Origin of the sequence: Thalassotalea castellviae (assembly GCF_031846185.1) — a bacterium.
Lineage (GTDB): Bacteria > Pseudomonadota > Gammaproteobacteria > Enterobacterales > Alteromonadaceae > Thalassotalea_H > Thalassotalea_H castellviae.
Window position 1 is genome coordinate 87696 of the sequence record NZ_JAVRIF010000010.1, and the last position, 17971, is coordinate 105666.

Below are 17971 nucleotides of genomic sequence, written 5' to 3' on the forward strand. Positions count from 1 at the left end.
ATTAAAACCAATACATAAATTGAACGGCCCACATACTCCACCTACGCTGATTATTTAATTCCTTATTTGGCGAAATAACTGGCGTTAATCGTGACGTACCCTCAACCCAATGGTGCTCTACATTAATCCTCATATTGTCTGCTAACAGATAAGATCCTCCAATAGTGATATCATTTTGATAGGCAAAGTAACTTGGAATTGCTCCCCCTGAATTTTTCTCCAATTGACTACCATTTTTATCTTTTTTATCGGCATAAAATTTTTCAACTCTCGCTAATAATGACAATTGATTATTATATTGAAATCTTGATTGAATATATGCCCCTAAGCCTGTAGCGCCTCTTCGATAATCCTCAAAATAAAATCCCCTTTGAGTAAATTTTGATTGGGTAATTTCGCCACTAAATTCCCACTTTTCCCCTTCATAAAGAAAATTACCGGCTAATTGCTGGAAACTAAATAGGCCATCGGCATAAAAGTCAGTATTCGCTCGCTCATAATAAAAATCAGAATCAAGCACTGAAAAACCAAACTGCCATGGAGAAAAAAGCGGTTGCCAATAAAGACTTGCTTGGGCATCAAATCTCTGTTTGCCTTTGCCTTTCACTAAGTCACCCAAAAGTAATTTGACATCTTTAGTATCTAACGACGATGAACCATAGTTAAAATATAAATCAAAATCTCCATAGTTATTAGAGCTATAAGCCACCTTAGCAGAAAAGCCATCACTCCCCATGGCGATGTCTCGAAAGCCATCAAAATATTTAGCCTGTGGCAGAATAATGCTTGGTCTAGCATGAGGAACATCGCGTGTGCTTGAATACAAAAAGTTGTTATTTTTGAATCGGCCCAAGTATAGATTCACTAACCAATGTTCATCTTGAAAGACAGCAAAATCTAGCAGAGCATAATCAATCCTTGCTCCTTCAACATAACGATTTCCACCATCTAAATAAACAGCTTGGCCCGTCACCCTAAAATAATCGTTGAGTTGATATGAACCATTGATGCCTATTTCTGTTAACTCGGCGGAAACATCCCCGTCATTATTAACAAAAGTACTGCCGTCAACATCGATTAAACCTTGTGCGATGAAACCATGCACTTGCCATGCTTCATTATTATTGTTTTGCCCAAGAGCTTGAGCAACGAAAAACAAGGTAATGAAAGCCATGATAAATCGCGTTTTAGCTTTAAAATAACTGCTATATTGAAATTTTAATAACATTTACATCTGCTTCCTTATTGAAATCATCAACATATCCAATTGCCCCAGGGGTATTGCTAACAGCTTTAAGTAATGCATCTTGAGATTGAACCACCGTTGGTGCTACGCCTAATCCTGAAAACGTTAACTTATTCCAAATCCGATCAAGCTTATATGGGAATATATTTAATATATTTTTTGAAAAGTTTTTATGAATGACATGCTGGCTTGGTAAAACGAAAACAACAATGGGGGTATTATTTGCCCAACGTATTTGTCGTATTGAATAAATACGTCTAAGTTGGGCTGTGGTCATTGTGTCTACATTTACAGAAGCATGAGTAATCACATGCATCGCCTTACTGGGCGATGCAATTGTGATACTTAACACTATCAAGCACAAAGAAAGAATACGGTTGATGACGATATCCCTATCAATTAATCCAAAACAATAATGAACAGTATGGAATAAACTTCATACTGTAAACTTGCTAAGTCCCTAAAAAATCAGCAATTAGAAACTCAGTAATCAATTATAAGTTTAGCTAAAACTAATTAAATAACAAAACTTTATCTTGCCAGCTTTTACAACAAAAGAGATTAGACCAGTATTTTGCTGCTAAATTCGTCGAAAACACTATAATAATCGAAAAATTGATTTAATTTGTTGAATTAATCATAAAGAATTCCATCGCAACGTTTTTTATGTGATGATAAACACAATAATGGCTTTTATTAGGTATTTCTCAGAAAATGACAACAAAGTTTAAAGTTTTAGTGTTAAATGGCCCGAATTTAAATATGTTAGGCAAGCGTGAACCTGAAATATATGGCTCATTGTCTCTTGATGAGATAATAAACGATTTAGTGCTGCGTGCTAATAATCTTGACATTGAACTTACTCATTTCCAATCAAATGCTGAATTCGAAATGATTGATGAAATACATAAAGCATTTCAAGTGGTAGATTTTATTATTATCAACCCTGCGGCTTTCACCCACACCAGTGTTGCATTAAGAGATGCCTTGTTATCAGTAAATATCCCTTTTATTGAAGTGCATTTATCTAACGTGCATGCCAGAGAAAATTTTAGACAACATTCGTATTTATCGGATGTTGCACAAGGCGTGATTTGTGGTTTAGGCCCTATAGGTTATGGCTATGCTTTAACAAGCGCGCATCAGTACTTAACCAAGAATTTGTCATAATTGATGTAAAAATATCAATTATAAACTTACACAATATATAAACAGTTAAAAAGGTAATCTCATGGATATTCGTAAAATAAAAAAATTAATAGAACTAGTTGAAGAATCAGGGATCAACGAACTAGAAATTTCTGAAGGTGAAGAATCAGTAAGAATTAGTCGTGGTGGCACAGTAATGCAAGCTGCACCAATGGTTCAACAAGCTGCACCAGTAGCAAGTGCTGCTCCAGCACCGGCACCAGCAACTCCATCGGCTGAACCTGCAGCTCCAGCAGCATTATCAGGTCATATTGTTCGATCTCCAATGGTTGGTACTTTCTATGCTTCTGCTTCACCTGATGCACCGGCTTTTGTTGAAGTTGGTCAACACGTTAATGCTGGCGATACATTATGTATTTTAGAAGCAATGAAAATGATGAATCAAATTGAAGCGGATAAATCTGGCGTAATTAAAGAGATATTAGCCAATAACGAAGATGCTATTGAATTCGACCAACCGCTATTCATCATTGAATAAGCCCACTAAAAGAAGGGTAATTCCATGTTAGATAAAGTACTTATCGCCAATAGAGGCGAAATTGCGTTGAGAATACTGCGTGCTTGTAAAGAGCTAGGTATTAAAACTGTTGCTGTTCATTCGACAGCAGACAAAAACCTCAAACATGTTTTATTAGCAGATGAAACCATTTGTATTGGTAAAGCACCAGCACCTGATAGTTACTTAAATATACCGGCCATTATTACAGCAGCTGAAGTCACAAATGCCGTTGCAATTCATCCTGGTTATGGCTTTTTAGCGGAAAATGCTGACTTTGCTGAGCAAGTGGAAAAATCAGGCTTTGCTTTTATCGGCCCAAAAGCCGAAAGCATCCGTATTATGGGTGATAAAGTTGCCGCGATCAAAGCCATGAAAGAAGCTGGGGTACCATGTGTTCCTGGTTCTGACGGGCCGTTAACTGATGATGACGCATTGAATATTGCGCACGGTAAACGTATTGGTTATCCGGTCATTGTAAAAGCAGCTGGCGGCGGCGGTGGTCGTGGTATGCGTGTTGTTCGCAGTGAAGAAGAGTTGCTAGAAGCAATCGCTTTAACCAAGAGAGAAGCCGGCACAATTTTCAAAAATGATATGGTTTACATGGAAAAATTCCTTGAAAACCCACGTCATGTTGAAATTCAAATTATTGCCGATGGGCAAGGCGGCGCTATTCACTTAGGTGAGCGAGATTGTTCTATGCAACGTCGTCATCAAAAGGTAGTTGAAGAAGCACCAGCGCCAGGCATTACTCCGGAAATGCGCGCTAAAATTGGTGAACGATGCTGTAAAGCGTGTATTGATATTAACTATCGCGGTGCTGGTACGTTTGAATTTTTGTATGAAAACGGCGAGTTCTATTTCATTGAAATGAATACCCGTATTCAAGTTGAACACCCCGTTACCGAAATGATCACCGGTGTTGATTTAATTAAAGAGCAATTACGTGTTGCTGCTGGTCAGCCGTTATCTTATACCCAAGAAGATATAAAAATTGCAGGGCATTCAATTGAATGTCGTATTAATGCTGAAGATCCACGTACTTTTATTCCTTCACCGGGTAAAATCACCCGCTTTCATCCTCCGGGGGGAATGGGTGTGCGTTGGGACTCTCATATTTATGCAGATTATTCAGTACCACCACATTATGATTCGATGATCGGTAAGCTTATTACCTACGGTGATAACCGTGATGTGGCCATTGCTCGGATGCGCAATGCATTAAATGAATTAGTGATTGACGGTATTAAAACCAACATTGCCTTACATCAAGATATTTTAAATGATCAAGGGTTTGTCAATGGCGGTGCAAATATCCATTATTTAGAAAAGAAACTTTCTGAAAACGAATAATCCTTCTTCTCGCTGATAAAAAGCCTGCTTATGCAGGCTTTTTTGTTTAAACTATCTGTGAATTTATTACAGGTGACCAATTCATGCACAAACTAATAACTGCAATATTTATTATTCTATATTCATTAAATGCCCAAGCTGATGCGCCTTTAGTATCAATTGATAGTCATGAGCAGTTTTTCAATAACATCAAACAGCATTGTGGTAAGGCATATGCGGGAACAGTTACTGTAGATAATGCCAAAGGTGATGGGTTTGCTAACAAACAACTAATTATGCATGTTAGAAGTTGTAGCGATAACACCCTACAGATTCCATTTCATGTTGGTGAAGATGCTTCGAGAACCTGGATTATTACAAAAACCGGCTCAGGATTATCTCTAAAGCACGATCATCGACACAAAGATGGCAGTAACGATGAATTAACTATGTACGGTGGCCATACAGTTGACGCAGGTTGGCCACAAGTACAATCTTTTCCAGCGGACCAATACTCTAAAGAAACATTTGTTCGCGGTGGAATTCCACAATCGATAGGCAATACTTGGCAGATGTATATCTATCCGGAGAAATTCACTTATCGTTTAATTAGGCAAGGTAGAGAGTTCCGCGTAGATTTTGACTTAACAAAACCCATTAAAACACCTGATGCTCCATGGGGATACCACGATTAATCGAGACTATTTAAACATCTTGACGAAAAACTTTAAGAGCTAATTCATCCTATGTCTGAATTATTAGAAAAACCACAACCACCAGCCGAAGGTGAATGTTGCGATAGAGCTTGTACCCCTTGTGTGTGGGATCTTTACTATGCAGAACGTAAAAAATGGCGTTTACAACAAGTTGAACTGCAAGAAAAAGCAGCAAATCAAAAAGATGATGATTAATGTTAAATGAACATGAATAATCCTTTAAACACTAAACCTGTGCCGCCTGCTGATGATGATTGCTGTGGCGGCGGATCATGTTCTCCTTGCGTATGGGATCAATATTATGCTGACTTAACGCAGTGGCAACAACAAACAGAAAATCGGGAAGATTCCCGACAATCCCCCCTCTTTTCAAAACAAAGTAAAGAGACTACTTACCGATAAACCTTCTTTTTAAGTAGGTTAAATAACGAGACTCTCCCTCGTCGTTAATTTTTTAAATTTGTATTCACCCAATGTGGAAGTTGGCATAACAAAACCACAATAACCGAACACCACATTAACAGTGCAAAAGGCAATGCACTGCCATCATAAAAATACGCAAGAATTGGCCCAGCAAGTGAGCCGATACCAAACCTTAATGTGCCAATAACCGCCGTGGCTGTGCCTGATTCTCGATTAAACCCTAATAATATCAAGGCATCTGTATTGACGGCAATCATTGAAATACTACCCATCAAAGGTAACAAAACCGCCACTGTATAAATAAGGGGTAACTGAAAATACTGCGCAATAACTAATCCACTGGAAGCTAATAAAGCAACCACTAAACCGTACGATTGCATTTTTCTTGAACCCTTTCTAGTCACTAAACGAGTGTTAATAAAATGTGCCGTCATCAAAGTCATGACGTTAATGCCAAATAAAAAACTAAAGGCAAATTCAGACACCTTAAAAACAGTTAAATACACAAAAGGAATTGCGGTAATAAAAGCAAAAAAAGCTAAAGAAATAGCCATAGAGCTCAATAAATCTAATTGCGATTTTTTATGACCGAAAACAATTTTATATCGTGCTAAAAAACTCACCCTTTTTACTTCGACAACTTGTTTTCTTTCCGGTAAAAAGCGATAAGCCAGACATAAAATTAACAAGCTATATATGCCCAAAACCGTGAAAATTGCTTGCCAACTATGTAATAACAATACACTGCCAATACTCGGGGCTATCATAGGTGCAACCATCATTATCATAGAAACATAAGAAAAGCCTTTGGCCGTATTATTACCATAACGTTCTTTTATTGTTCCTGGCACAACAACCGTGGCTGCGCTACTTATAAACGCTTGCGCAAATCTTAAAGTTAAAAAGTGTTCAATTGATGTTACAAAAGGAATCGCAAAACTGACGAGTGTAAAGCCTGAAATGCCTATGATGACTAATGTTCGTCGGCGATATTTGTCTGCCAATGGGCCAAAAAATAATAACCCTAATGCATAACCTAACAAATAAATGCTTAAGCTATTTTGAACAGACGACATATCAGTAGATAATTGCGCGGCAATAATAGGCATTGCCGGTAAATACATATCAATGGCTAAAGGTGAAACAGCAATGATTGAAGCTAATAATGGTAATAATAGCTTTAACGAAACTTGGTGATTAGTTTGCTCAGAAGTTGTCATCATTTTTTCGAATACTCAGAAACAAGGCTACCTAAGGTTGCCACCGCGTGATCTATTTTTTCACTCCACTTAATACCAAAACTTAATCGCATATAATTTTTATATTGGCCAGAAGGAGAAAATATTTCTCCCGGAGCAAAACTTACCCCTTGCTCAATCGCTTTAGAAAAAATCTTACTGGTATTAACATGAGAACGACAACGTATCCACAAAACACTTCCTCCTTGCGGTTTTGAAATACACACTTCATGAGGAAAATGTTCCGCGACAAGTTCTCTCATTCGCTCTAGGTTGTAACGTAAGGTTTTCCTCAACACCTGTAAATGACGATCATATTCGCCACTTAATAAATAATCCGTTAATGTCCATTGTTGTAGCATAGCCGTAGAACAAGATTGAGCACGTTTAATTCTTTTAGCTGTTTCTTCAAATTTACCTGGGATCAACCAACCAATCCGATAACCAGGAGCAGCAGTTTTCGAAAAAGAAGAACACGTCATCACCAAGCCTTTTTCAGAATATAATTGAGCGGGTACAGGTCTTGTTTCAGTAAAATAAATATCGCTGTAAACATCATCTTCAATCAGTGGAATATCTCGCGACTCTAACAGTTTGACTAGTGCCTGACGTTGTTCGTTAGTCATCAAAGATCCCAACGGGTTATTAATCGCCGTTGAAAATAAGCAAGCCGTTACCTTATGCTGATCGAGTACCTTAGCTAATTCATTAACACACACACCTTCTTCGGTGCAGGTGTAAACTTCTAGCGCTTTCATCCCTAAACTCTCAATCAGCTCAATTAAACCAAAAAAACAGGGAGACTCAACAGCAATTATATCGCCTCTTTTCGCCACACATTGTAAGGCAATGGATAGCGCTTCTTGAGCACCGCTCGTGATCACCATGTCCTGATGATTCACATCAACACCTAATTCTTGATACCGTAAGGCTAACGTTAAGCGCAGTTTTGCATCACCATTAATCGGGCCATAACTCACGGCTTTTTCCGCCACTCGACTTAACACAGAACGCATTAATCGCGCCAAAGCCTTATCTGGTGGATGAGCATTAACAGGGTTGGATATTCCTAACGCAACTGTGTCTGGTAAATGAACGGCGTCATATACTTGTTCTATTAAACTTCGACACGATACTTCAACCGGTTGGCAACAAGCCCATTTAGCTCGCATAGGTAATAAAGTTCTAGCTTGTTTGGCTTTAAGATAATAACCAGATTGTGGACGAGCCGAAATACAACCTTGTCGTTCAAGCTCAATATAAGCTTGCTTGACAGTTGGCACGCTTATGTCAAATTGTCGACTGAGCTTGCGTAAACTAGGCAGCTTATCTCCTGCTCGTAGTGCGCCACTTTCAACTTGTCGATCGATAAAATCGATCACTTGCTGATATAAAAATTCTGAAGATGATTTATCGAGTAATCGCATGATAACGCCGTTTCCAAAACCTAAACTTGAATTACAAACTGTATAGGTATCATTTCTATTTTTTTGTGTATGTTATTACATCAAATTTTCCTTAAACTGTCCATCAATCATTCATATCTCATGACATTTTTGAGATCAAAACCAAGGAGTTTATATGCGTTTAATCAAATCAATACATTCGTGGTTCAAACAATGGTTTAGTGCAAGTTTTAACAGCAATATTTATGAAAGTCTTGCTGCGGTTGAAGCACCATTAAACTCGCTTCGAATAGCTAGATTAGTTAAAGATCAAACTGAGAAATGTTGTCAACGCTAACTTAGTTAGTTGTTTTGAATAATGAAACTAGTGACTTCTATCTTTTTTGCAAACCACTTATTTACCTTTAAGTGATATTGCACTACGGCTTGTCGATTCCTTCCTCTTCAAGCCGTTTTTTCTGCAACAAATGAACAGTTAGGTTAACGGTTCATTTTTAACAATTTTAATAGCCTTGCACATTAATAAACACTGCCAATTGGTGAACCCGGCGGCATTTTAATCGTTGATTTAGGTGTCATTAATTTACCTTGACCTAAACTATATTCAATTTGATTTTCTAGTAATGAAAACTGTGCAGCCATCGCTTTATATTTTCTCGATTTTTGATTTTCTTTCAACCAACGCTTTAATTGAGTCAAGCTATAAAACACTTCAGATCTTACTTCGCTCACTAATCCCTTTTGATGCCATAATGCTAGTAAATGCTCAACCACTTGCTGATTAACACGTTGTTGGGTCAGTACTTTCAAAGCTTTTTCAGGCTTACTTTTTATCGTAGATTTTATCAGTTTATCGAATAATTCTGCGATTGAAAAAACATCAGTATTTAACATCGATTGCTGTTGTAATCGTGCTAAACGTCCCGCGTTTAATAGTAATGTTAAGGTATGTTTTGCACTGGCTTCAGCAGCAGATACCGGGTCAAAAGTTAAGCCTGTATTACTGATAAAGCTTTCACGATCTCGATAGTAACCATATGCTTTGGGTGGAATTAACTTAATTATATGCTCAGGTAAAGTGAGCACGTCGGGTGAAAGAGTAGTCAGTAAGGCATTCAATGCTGCTGTTTGCGTTTTACCGTCAACGGTAGCTAATTCAACGTTTTGATTTTCTTCACGCACTTGATAACTATAATCCACCCCAGCAATCAATTTAGCGGTAGCTTCAACCTGAAAACGATGAAAATTATAGATTGGCACTAATACCGGCTCTATTTCAGACAACGGTGTCCCTACAGGAATACTATTAACACCAAAATCAGCAAGAGCTTTTTCTCTTACCGCCAACATTCTTAATAATTCTTGGCTGGCATTTTTACCGTTGTCCCATAAATGTCCGGTGTTATGAGCACCAGAATGTGGGCGTGCATCAGCATCAGACACATATAGCAAACCTTTTTCTTGAGCAGACTTAATCGTACTCGCTAAAAAATTTGATTCATTTTCTTCGGTTAAATCACTGTAGCCATACGCGATAACATGTTTATCCCACACACCAATTTTATCATCGTAAGCCTTTGATAAATCAATTTCACCATTGTTGAGAGTAATAAACGGATGCGGATAATCCATCACAGATGCGCGATCATTCGTACTCGCGGCAAAGTTATGAGCGATACCCAACGTATGACCCACCTCATGAGCCGATAATTGACGAATTCTCGCTAATGCCATTTCTTTCATCGCAGAAGTATCAGTTTCTGCAGTGTCAAAAGGTGAAGTTAAACCAAGAGCAATCAAATAGTCTTGTCTGACTCTTAAAGAGCCTAAAGTTACATGACCTTTCATGATTTCACCAGTACGAGGATCAATAACCGATGAACCATATGACCACCCTCGTGTAGCCCTGTGTACCCATTGAATCACGTTGTAACGCACATCCATTGGGTCAGCATCAGCAGGTAACATTTTCACTTGAAAAGCATCTTTATAACCTATCGCTTCATATGCTTGATTCCACCAACGAGCTCCGTCTAACAATGCACTTTTAACCGGCTCTGGTACGCCAGCATCTAAATAATAAATAATCGGTTCAACGGCTTCGCTGACTTTCGCCGCAGGATTTTTTTTCGTTAATCGATGACGAGGGATCACGCGTTTAATTAATGGTTGATCAATAGCACTCGCATAGTCAGCGTAAGAGTGTGACCAAAATCCACTGAACGGATGAAAAGCACGCGTTTGATAATTATCATCCGGTAATTTAATTAATGAATGATGAAGATTTACGGTAATCGCACTATTTTCAGGGGTTACCGTGCGTAAGTATTTACCAGCACCGCTGCCTTTATAAGTAACGGTTGCCTCTAACTCGGTATTTTTGGGAAATGCTTTTATACGTTTTTTATACAAACCACTGCGGCTAGCGTCTATCTTAAAATTGCCTTCTTTACGTCTTTTTAAGGTATCCGAAATATTATGAATATCTGAAAGTAAAAAAGGGGTGTAATCAATTAAAACCACCGCTTTGTCTTTAGAAGTAGTTTCAACCTTAAACCCCCAAATAATTGAGCTGGCAAACGCTTCATTAACTGCTTTTTTTTCTAAAACATTTTGACTGTTTGCTCGATAATAAGTATTTTTTTGACGAAGAAACACTTTATTGCCAACTCGTTCAAATTGCACTAAACGTGTATCACCTAATTGACCACGATCAAGGCCAATATCATTTGAGCCAATACCATGAGGCATTGAGCTTTGAAAAAGAAACGCTTGATCAAATTTATCAATGGCTAAGTAAACTTTGCCTGCTTCATCATCTAAATAAAAAGAAAAATAGCCTTCTTGTAAGGTTTTTCCTTTTATAAAATCACCAAAGCTAGTTGACGCGTGCAGCGAAAAAATACTGCAGGTGAGTAATAAAAGAATATTTTTGAGCAATTTCATATATTTTCCTTTTCAATTGCGCGATACAGAGAAATTTTTCACCGGTAATTAGAGAAAATGGCTACTGATTAACCGGCAATTTATTGTTATAATTAAGATGAACGTCAAAATGAAAATAGGTAATTTTCGGTTATATACCATTTAAGAAATTAGTTTTTCGCATCTGACGATTTAACGCACCTGCTTTACATGAACAGTAAAGGTTCAATAAAGCCAAATAAATATAATATACAATTTACTCAATAACGAGTAAAAATCTTAAAATTAGGTAAAACAATGCAACGACTTGCCCCAGCTTTACGTGAAGATAATGTCTCATTAGATTTAATTTCCCTAATAAAAACCATATTAGCGGCGACAAAAGAAATTTCCTTTCGTGTAAGCCAAGCGCACTTAGGCGGTTTATTGGGTTCAACCTTAGATGAAAATATTCAAGGCGAAGTACAAAAAAAACTTGACGTTGTCGCCAATGAATTAATTAAAGATATATTGTTGGAGTCTGGATTTGTTAAAGCAATATCTTCTGAAGAAGAAGATAATTCAGTTGCCGGTGATGAAGATGGTAAGTTTCTCGTTTCATTTGATCCATTAGATGGTAGTTCAAACATCGATATTAATTCATTAATTGGGACTATTTTCTCAATTCATGAAGCAATTCCAGGCATGGCTGCTGATGATCCAGAGCAATTTAAACAAGCAGGTCATAAACAAGTGTGTGCCGGTTATGTATTATACGGTCCGTCAACCATGTTAGTCATGACAACAGGTAAAGGCACGCATTTTTATGTGTTAGACAGAACCCATGGCGGTTTCTTACTAGTTGAACGCAATGTGCAAGTGCCACAAGACACCAAAGAGTTTGCTGTGAATATGTCTAATCAACGTTTTTGGCAAGCCCCTATGCAAAATTACATTAATGATTTATTAGCCGGAGATACTGGGCCGCGCGGCAAAAACTTTAACATGCGCTGGATAGCAGCAATGGTGGGGGATATTCATCGAGTATTGCAACGAGGTGGGATATTTACCTACCCTGCCGACAGTAAAAATCCAGAGCAACCGTATAAATTACGGTTAATGTATGAAGCGAACCCAATGAGTTACCTTATTGAACAAGCGGGTGGTTTAGCTATGACTTCGAAACAACGCATTATGGATATTGAACCCGAAAGTATTCATCAACGCGTAGAAGTTATCATGGGCTCTAAAAATGAAGTTGAAGCCTGTTTAGCTTATTACCAATAAATTTTTTAAATAAACCTGTCTGCACTTGCTAACTTATGATGCAGACAGGTTTAGTTCACTACTCTCTTTCAAAAAATCTAAAAACTGCTCGGCTAATTTTCCTTAAAATGTCAGCAAAACTATCGATATTCTGTTAAAAAAAACGTTATTTAATTGACATAAATCAATAAAGGTTTACAATTTTCAGAAATTACTGAAAATTCAAAAATAACTAAAGGTTATTTTTGGGAGATAGCACATGACCGTCACACCAATGCAACAATCACTTATTTCTCATTTTGGTGAAATGGGTTCTCGCTGGGGACTAAATCGCACTTTAGGTCAAATGTATGCATTAATTGTATTAACAGAGCAACCACTAAATGCAGATCAAATTAGCGATGCGTTATTAATTTCTCGCTCTAATGTCAGCATGGGAATTAAAGAATTAAAATCTTGGAATTTAATTAAGCTGCAACACATTCCAGGCGATCGCAAAGAGTATTTTTCAGCACCAAAAGATATTTGGGAAATAGCACGCACCTTAATTATTGAAAGAAGGAAGCGCGAATTAGACCCAACGTTATCAACCTTCAGGGATGCGCTGTTACAAGATCCCGCCAACGAAGCAGATAAGTACACTCAACAACGTGTACAAGACATGCATGACTTAATGGAAATGGTCACAATTTGGAGCACAGAGCTGCAAAACATGTCTTCAGATAAATTATCCACGCTACTTAAGCTGGGCTCAGGGGTTGGTAAAATTTTAGATGCCAAAGAAAGATTTTTAAGTAAATAACGGAGTGCTACCGCCATGTTAGATGTTGCTGCGGATCCAAATGAATTAAGCTTTATGCTGTCACGCATTCAGTTTGCATTAAATATTAGTTTTCATATTCTTTTCCCGACTATCAACATAGCCTTATGTTGGATGTTGTTATTTTTTAAAGTACGTTATAACCAAACTCAAGATGAAACATGGCAACGTATTTATCGTTTTTGGGTCCGTATTTTTGCGCTAACGTTTGCCATTGGTGTGGTTACCGGTATCACAATGTCGTTTCAATTTGGCACAAATTGGCCAGGTTACATGGAAACGGTTGGCAATATTGCAGGACCATTACTCGGTTATGAAGTATTAACGGCTTTCTTTTTAGAAGCTTCGTTTTTATCCATCATGTTATTTGGGAGTGAACGAGTGTCTGCGCGTGTGCATACGTTTGCCACGTTACTTGTTGCTATTGGCACGACGATGTCAGCCTTTTGGATTCTCGCACTCGACTCTTGGATGCAAACCCCACAGGGTTATGAAATGATTGACGGCGTTGCTTATGTTACCAGTTGGCTAGAAGTTATATTTAATCCCTCTATGCCTTACCGAGTTACGCATATGCTTTTAGCTTCGGGACTTACTGCTGCCTTTTTTGTTGCTGGAATTTCTGCCTATCGTATTTATAAAGGTGACCATAAACCTTCCGCGAAAGTGGCCCTTAAATTTGCAATTTTCGTAGCGGCTATCACCATACCCTTACAGATTTTTGTTGGCGATTTACACGGGCTAAATACGTTAAAACATCAACCGGCCAAAATTGCTGCCATGGAAGGAGCTTGGCAAACAGAACAAGGGTTACCTTTAGTATTATTTGCCATTCCGGATGAAAAAGCCCGTGAGAATCATTTTGAAATTGCTATCCCCAATTTAGCGAGTTTAATTTTAACTCATGATATCTATGGCGAAGTAAAAGGACTAAATGAGTTTAAAGGAGAGCACCCACCTGTTGCTCCCGTGTTTTTCAGCTTTCGTATTATGATAGCCGTTGGTTTAATGATGCTACTTGCTTCGTGGTTGGGTTGTTACTTTTTTATCTATAAAAAACAATTTCCTGCTTGGTTATTAAAAAGCACCATAGCGATGACTTTTTCAGGTTGGGTAGCCACTATTGCGGGATGGTATGTTACCGAAATTGGTCGACAACCTTATTTAGTCAGCGGTTTACTCCGAACGCGAGATGCAGTTACCACAACACCTCCAGAAAATATTGCCGTTTCATTAACCATCTATGCATTAGTGTATGCATTTGTACTTTTTGCTTATATCAGCACTTTGTTTGTTATGGCACATCGAGCAATTAATTTAGAACAAAAAGATTTAACACTTTCAGACATGCAAAACGAAAAATTACTGGAAGCGCCTACTAAAGAATCAACCGGGAGTGCCTTATGATAATGCCAGAAAATGATTGGTTACCAGCGGTATTTTTAGGGTTAATGGCATTATCGTTTTTAGTGTATGCCATTTTAGACGGATACGATTTAGGCGTTGGTGTATTACTACCAAGAGATACCCCGCTACAAAATAACCAAACGCATCGCGATACGATGATATATTCTATCGGACCATTTTGGGACGCTAATGAAACTTGGCTGGTAATGGCGATAGGCCTGTTGTTAATTGCTTTTCCAAGTGCCCACTCAATTATATTACAAGCGTTATATCTACCTACTTCTCTCATGTTAGTTGGTCTGATTTTACGCGGTATTTCTTTTGATTTTCGCACTAAAGCACCAAGCAAAAATAAAACAAAATGGGACTTAACCTTCAAAGCAGGATCATTACTTGCCACGTTAAGCCAAGGCTATATGTTGGGTCGTTATGTAACGGGTTTTGAAGACACGCTATTTGGTTATAGTTTCTCTGTGCTCGCCAGTATTTGTGTTACTGCAGGCTATTGTTTTATCGGCGCAGCATGGCTAGTCATGCGAACAGAGGGAGAGTTGCAAATTAGAGCAGCAGCTTGGGCGAAAAAATGTAATTTATTAATGGCGATTGGTATTTTTGCGGTTTGTGTCACTAACCTGACGTTTAATCAAACGATTATGGATAAATGGTTAACGTTTCCGCAAATATTAATCATGGTGCCAATTACGGTGTTATTTGCTTGTTTATTTGGCACTGTCCATATTTATTTAACAAAAGTGCCGATGAAAAATGATGTCGGTTGTTGGTATCCTTTTTTCTGTGCCACGTTAATTTTTATTTTATGTTTTATAGGCTTAGCCTATAGTTTTTATCCCTATATCGTTTGGCAAAAAATAACCATATGGGAAGCGGCAAGTGCCCGTAATTCTTTAATGTTTATTTTCGTTGGTGCCGTTGTCGTGTTACCAACTATCATAGCTTACACCATTTTTTCTTATCGAGTGTTTTGGGGTAAAACCACTAAGTTGAATTATTAATTGAATTTACTGGGTTAAATAATCCCGTGAAGCATCAACTCAGTAATAAGTGGTTTATACATTAAACGAAAAAAGCATAAAAACAGCTGGTAAATTTTTACCTTCTCGATAAGTTTTTGCTAGAATAGCGGCAAATTAAGAAAGAGAGATTTACCATGCCTAATTATGTTGTCGGACACAAAATCCCTGACTCAGATTCAATTTGTTCAGCTATTGCCCTTTCATACCTAAAAACAACGTTAGGTGAAGAAACAGTACCTGCACGTTTAGGTGAACTTTCACCTGAAACCTTATTTATTTTAGATAAGTTTGGTTTTGAACAGCCAGAATTAAAAATGAGCTATGCCGGTGAAAGCTTATATATTGTTGATCACTCAGAACGTACCCAAGGTCCTGATGACATTGATGACGCGACTATTTTAGGCATAATTGATCATCATAAATTAGGTGACATTACTACTTCTACTCCCTTAGAAATATGGGTTCGCCCAGTCGGTTGTACCAATACCATTATTAAAATGATGTATGACTTTCATAACGTTGAAATTCCTAAAAATATCGCTGGTGCTATGATGTGTGCGATTTTATCTGACACTGTTGTTTTTAAATCACCAACCTGTACCACGGCCGATATAAAATGTGTTGAAGCATTAGCAGAAATTGCCGGTATCGACGACCCACAAGCAGTCGGCATGGAAATGTTTAAAGTGAAGTCAGCTGTTGAAGGCACGCCGGTTCGTGACTTAGTGCTTCGAGATTTTAAAGATTTCGATATGAACGGCAAGCTCATTGGTATTGGTCAACTTGAAGTGATTGACTTAGCTATTTTTGACGAGATGAAAGCCGACCTTGAAGCTGATATTGCCGCTTTAAAAGCAGAAGGTAATCGTCACAGTGTGATTTTACTGTTAACTGACATCATGAAAGAAGGCTCTGAAATGTTAGTCGTCAGTGACAATGCTGATTTAACGGAAAAAGCTTATGGCAAAGCAACCGTTGATGGCAAAGTATGGTTAGATGGCGTGTTATCTCGTAAAAAACAAGTTGTACCACCGTTACAAGAATCTTTAGCGTAGAGGCTCAATCGTTTTAACGTAATACAATAGAAATGTAGATAAAGCTCTGTGACAAATAACGTTACAGAGCTTTTTATGTTCAGGATGAACGGTATGTCGTGGTGCCAAGGATGGCAATAAACGACAATGTTCAGGCCTCTCTTAGGCATCCTGCCTTTCAAGGCATTAGTGCATCCATGCTCATTGAATTACGGTATGTTGAAATTGCAGGAGCATAATTTCGTGTATGTACGACAAGCCGCAGGTGTATTTCAAAATTGTTAGCGTGTTATATTAAGTCAGTAAGAATTAAAAAATACAGGGACTTATATGAACATTGAACACTCTCCTCGTTTAACCTATCGATTAATGGACGAGCATGATGCTGAACTTTTGTTTCAGCTCGACCAAGACCCACTTGTAATGAAGTACATCAGTAATGGCGAAATATCCTCGCGAGAAAAAATAAATGACGTGTTTATTCCTCGTATGCTGGCTTATCGAAATGCAGATAAAGGCTGGGGATTGTGGCAAGTATCGATCAAAGATAGCAATGAATATATTGGCTGGGTACTTGTAAGGCCCATGTACTTTTTTTCTGATAACCCTGAGTTTGACAACCTTGAACTCGGTTGGCGATTTTTTCAATCGTCATGGGGCAAGGGCTACGCGAGTGAAGCCGCTCTACACATCAAAAACACTTTGGCAACAAATAAAAATTATCGCGCTTTTAGTGCCATAGCCGATGAAGGTAATTTAGGCTCAATCGGTGTTATGAAAAATATTGGTATGTCTTACTTAAAAACATATCGACATATTGACCCGTTATTTGAATGTGATGTCTCGTATTATCAGATAACTAACCATTAGTTTTCCTTGTTAAAAACTTATGCTAACCTGAACTCGATTTAAGAGATATTTAATCGGTTGAAATATACGAAAAAATCATTTCACTAAGTCTCTAGCTTGATAGTTATTCTTAATTCAAGGAAAATTTCGCGTCAATAGCTGGCCTATTGCAAGTAAATTTAACGTAGAAGTACGGAAAGTAGCTGCCAGAGAAATATTTGTAAAGCCGAGGTCAGGTTAAGCTAATCAATTCAAAAATAAAATCAGCTAAAGGTGTGACTCTCACTTAATTTTTAAACATAGTTATTTTCTACGCTGAAGAATGGTGACTTTGGCTTTCATGTCTTTCTTAAAACTAGCCGAGAATAAGGATATTGATCTAATTATTGAAATAGCAGAAATATAGGTTTACACAAGCTTGTTATTAATGATTGGTACTGAACCTAATGTTAATAAAAAAGAGTATTGAACATAAGTTGCGATCTCTTTGATTCAAACTTCTAAATATTTCATTGTCGAACTTTAAAATAGATTCGTTTTAAGATTGGAGGTATAAATGTAAAAAAGTAATATGCTAAAAAGGTAAAAGAA

18 protein-coding genes are annotated in these 17971 nt (G+C 37.7%); 13 read left to right on the forward strand and 5 right to left on the reverse strand.

All coding sequences use genetic code 11. The features are described 5' to 3' along the window. Position 1: 1 nt before the first annotated feature. The gene (locus tag RM573_RS15420; protein ID WP_311584018.1) at positions 2-1228 is read right to left on the reverse strand and encodes a hypothetical protein; all 1227 of its coding nucleotides are present in this window, start codon (positions 1226-1228) and stop codon (positions 2-4) included. After that, complete coding sequence (locus tag RM573_RS15425; protein ID WP_311584020.1) at positions 1206-1556, reverse strand: hypothetical protein; 351 nt, start codon at positions 1554-1556, stop codon at positions 1206-1208. The genes RM573_RS15420 and RM573_RS15425 overlap by 23 nt, the downstream gene beginning before the upstream one ends. A 404-nt stretch (positions 1557-1960) precedes the next feature. Between RM573_RS15425 and aroQ the strand changes: the two genes are divergently transcribed. From aroQ to RM573_RS15455, 6 genes are all read left to right on the forward strand, one after another. Further along, positions 1961-2416 (forward strand): type II 3-dehydroquinate dehydratase, encoded by a 456-nt coding sequence (aroQ, locus tag RM573_RS15430; RefSeq protein ID WP_311584022.1) that lies wholly within the window; start codon positions 1961-1963, stop codon positions 2414-2416. A 61-nt stretch (positions 2417-2477) separates the two neighbouring features. Beyond that, the gene (gene accB, locus RM573_RS15435; protein ID WP_311584024.1) at positions 2478-2933 is read left to right on the forward strand and encodes an acetyl-CoA carboxylase biotin carboxyl carrier protein; all 456 of its coding nucleotides are present in this window, start codon (positions 2478-2480) and stop codon (positions 2931-2933) included. Between the two features lie 24 nt (positions 2934-2957). Then, positions 2958-4304 carry an acetyl-CoA carboxylase biotin carboxylase subunit gene (gene accC, locus RM573_RS15440; protein ID WP_311584026.1) on the forward strand — a complete coding sequence of 449 codons (1347 nt, stop codon included), beginning with the start codon at positions 2958-2960 and terminating at the stop codon, positions 4302-4304. 83 nt (positions 4305-4387) lie between these two features. Beyond that, positions 4388-4978, forward strand: a complete 591-nt coding sequence (locus RM573_RS15445; protein ID WP_311584028.1) for a hypothetical protein — start codon at positions 4388-4390, stop codon at positions 4976-4978. A gap of 51 nt (positions 4979-5029) precedes the next feature. Beyond that, positions 5030-5194: an oxidoreductase-like domain-containing protein gene (locus RM573_RS15450; protein ID WP_311584030.1), complete on the forward strand. Its 165-nt coding sequence runs from the start codon at positions 5030-5032 to the stop codon at positions 5192-5194. 12 nt (positions 5195-5206) lie between these two features. Further along, complete coding sequence (locus RM573_RS15455) at positions 5207-5401, forward strand: oxidoreductase-like domain-containing protein (protein ID WP_311584032.1); 195 nt, start codon at positions 5207-5209, stop codon at positions 5399-5401. Between the two features lie 44 nt (positions 5402-5445). On the opposite strand, the gene RM573_RS15460 is transcribed toward RM573_RS15455, so the two are convergent. Both RM573_RS15460 and RM573_RS15465 read right to left on the reverse strand, forming a co-directional pair. Further along, on the reverse strand, positions 5446-6645 hold the full coding sequence (locus RM573_RS15460; RefSeq protein WP_311584034.1) for a multidrug effflux MFS transporter: 1200 nt from the start codon (positions 6643-6645) through the stop codon (positions 5446-5448). After that, on the reverse strand, positions 6642-8087 hold the full coding sequence (locus RM573_RS15465) for an aminotransferase-like domain-containing protein (protein WP_311584036.1): 1446 nt from the start codon (positions 8085-8087) through the stop codon (positions 6642-6644). Before RM573_RS15465 ends, RM573_RS15460 begins: the two co-directional genes overlap by 4 nt. Positions 8088-8241: 154 nt before the next feature. Here RM573_RS15465 and RM573_RS15470 point away from each other — a divergent pair, with 154 nt between their 5' ends. Further along, positions 8242-8403: a hypothetical protein gene (locus RM573_RS15470; protein WP_311584038.1), complete on the forward strand. Its 162-nt coding sequence runs from the start codon at positions 8242-8244 to the stop codon at positions 8401-8403. Between the two features lie 182 nt (positions 8404-8585). Here the strand turns inward: RM573_RS15470 and RM573_RS15475 are convergent, their stop codons facing one another. Further along, the gene (locus tag RM573_RS15475; protein ID WP_311584040.1) at positions 8586-11012 is read right to left on the reverse strand and encodes a zinc-dependent metalloprotease; all 2427 of its coding nucleotides are present in this window, start codon (positions 11010-11012) and stop codon (positions 8586-8588) included. A gap of 276 nt (positions 11013-11288) precedes the next feature. On the opposite strand from RM573_RS15475, the gene RM573_RS15480 reads away from it, so the two are divergent. The 6 genes from RM573_RS15480 (at position 11289) to RM573_RS15505 (ending at position 17401) form a co-directional block, all read left to right on the forward strand. Then, complete coding sequence (locus tag RM573_RS15480) at positions 11289-12257, forward strand: class 1 fructose-bisphosphatase (RefSeq protein ID WP_311584043.1); 969 nt, start codon at positions 11289-11291, stop codon at positions 12255-12257. 238 nt (positions 12258-12495) lie between these two features. Further along, positions 12496-13038, forward strand: a complete 543-nt coding sequence (locus RM573_RS15485; RefSeq protein WP_311584045.1) for a GbsR/MarR family transcriptional regulator — start codon at positions 12496-12498, stop codon at positions 13036-13038. 15 nt (positions 13039-13053) lie between these two features. Then, positions 13054-14463 (forward strand): cytochrome ubiquinol oxidase subunit I, encoded by a 1410-nt coding sequence (locus RM573_RS15490; protein ID WP_311584047.1) that lies wholly within the window; start codon positions 13054-13056, stop codon positions 14461-14463. Further along, on the forward strand, positions 14460-15476 hold the full coding sequence (cydB, locus tag RM573_RS15495) for a cytochrome d ubiquinol oxidase subunit II (protein ID WP_311584050.1): 1017 nt from the start codon (positions 14460-14462) through the stop codon (positions 15474-15476). Before RM573_RS15490 ends, cydB begins: the two co-directional genes overlap by 4 nt. Positions 15477-15631: 155 nt before the next feature. Next, on the forward strand, positions 15632-16552 hold the full coding sequence (locus RM573_RS15500) for a manganese-dependent inorganic pyrophosphatase (protein ID WP_311584052.1): 921 nt from the start codon (positions 15632-15634) through the stop codon (positions 16550-16552). A gap of 309 nt (positions 16553-16861) precedes the next feature. Beyond that, on the forward strand, positions 16862-17401 hold the full coding sequence (locus tag RM573_RS15505; RefSeq protein WP_311584055.1) for a GNAT family N-acetyltransferase: 540 nt from the start codon (positions 16862-16864) through the stop codon (positions 17399-17401). Positions 17402-17971: the final 570 nt, after the last annotated feature.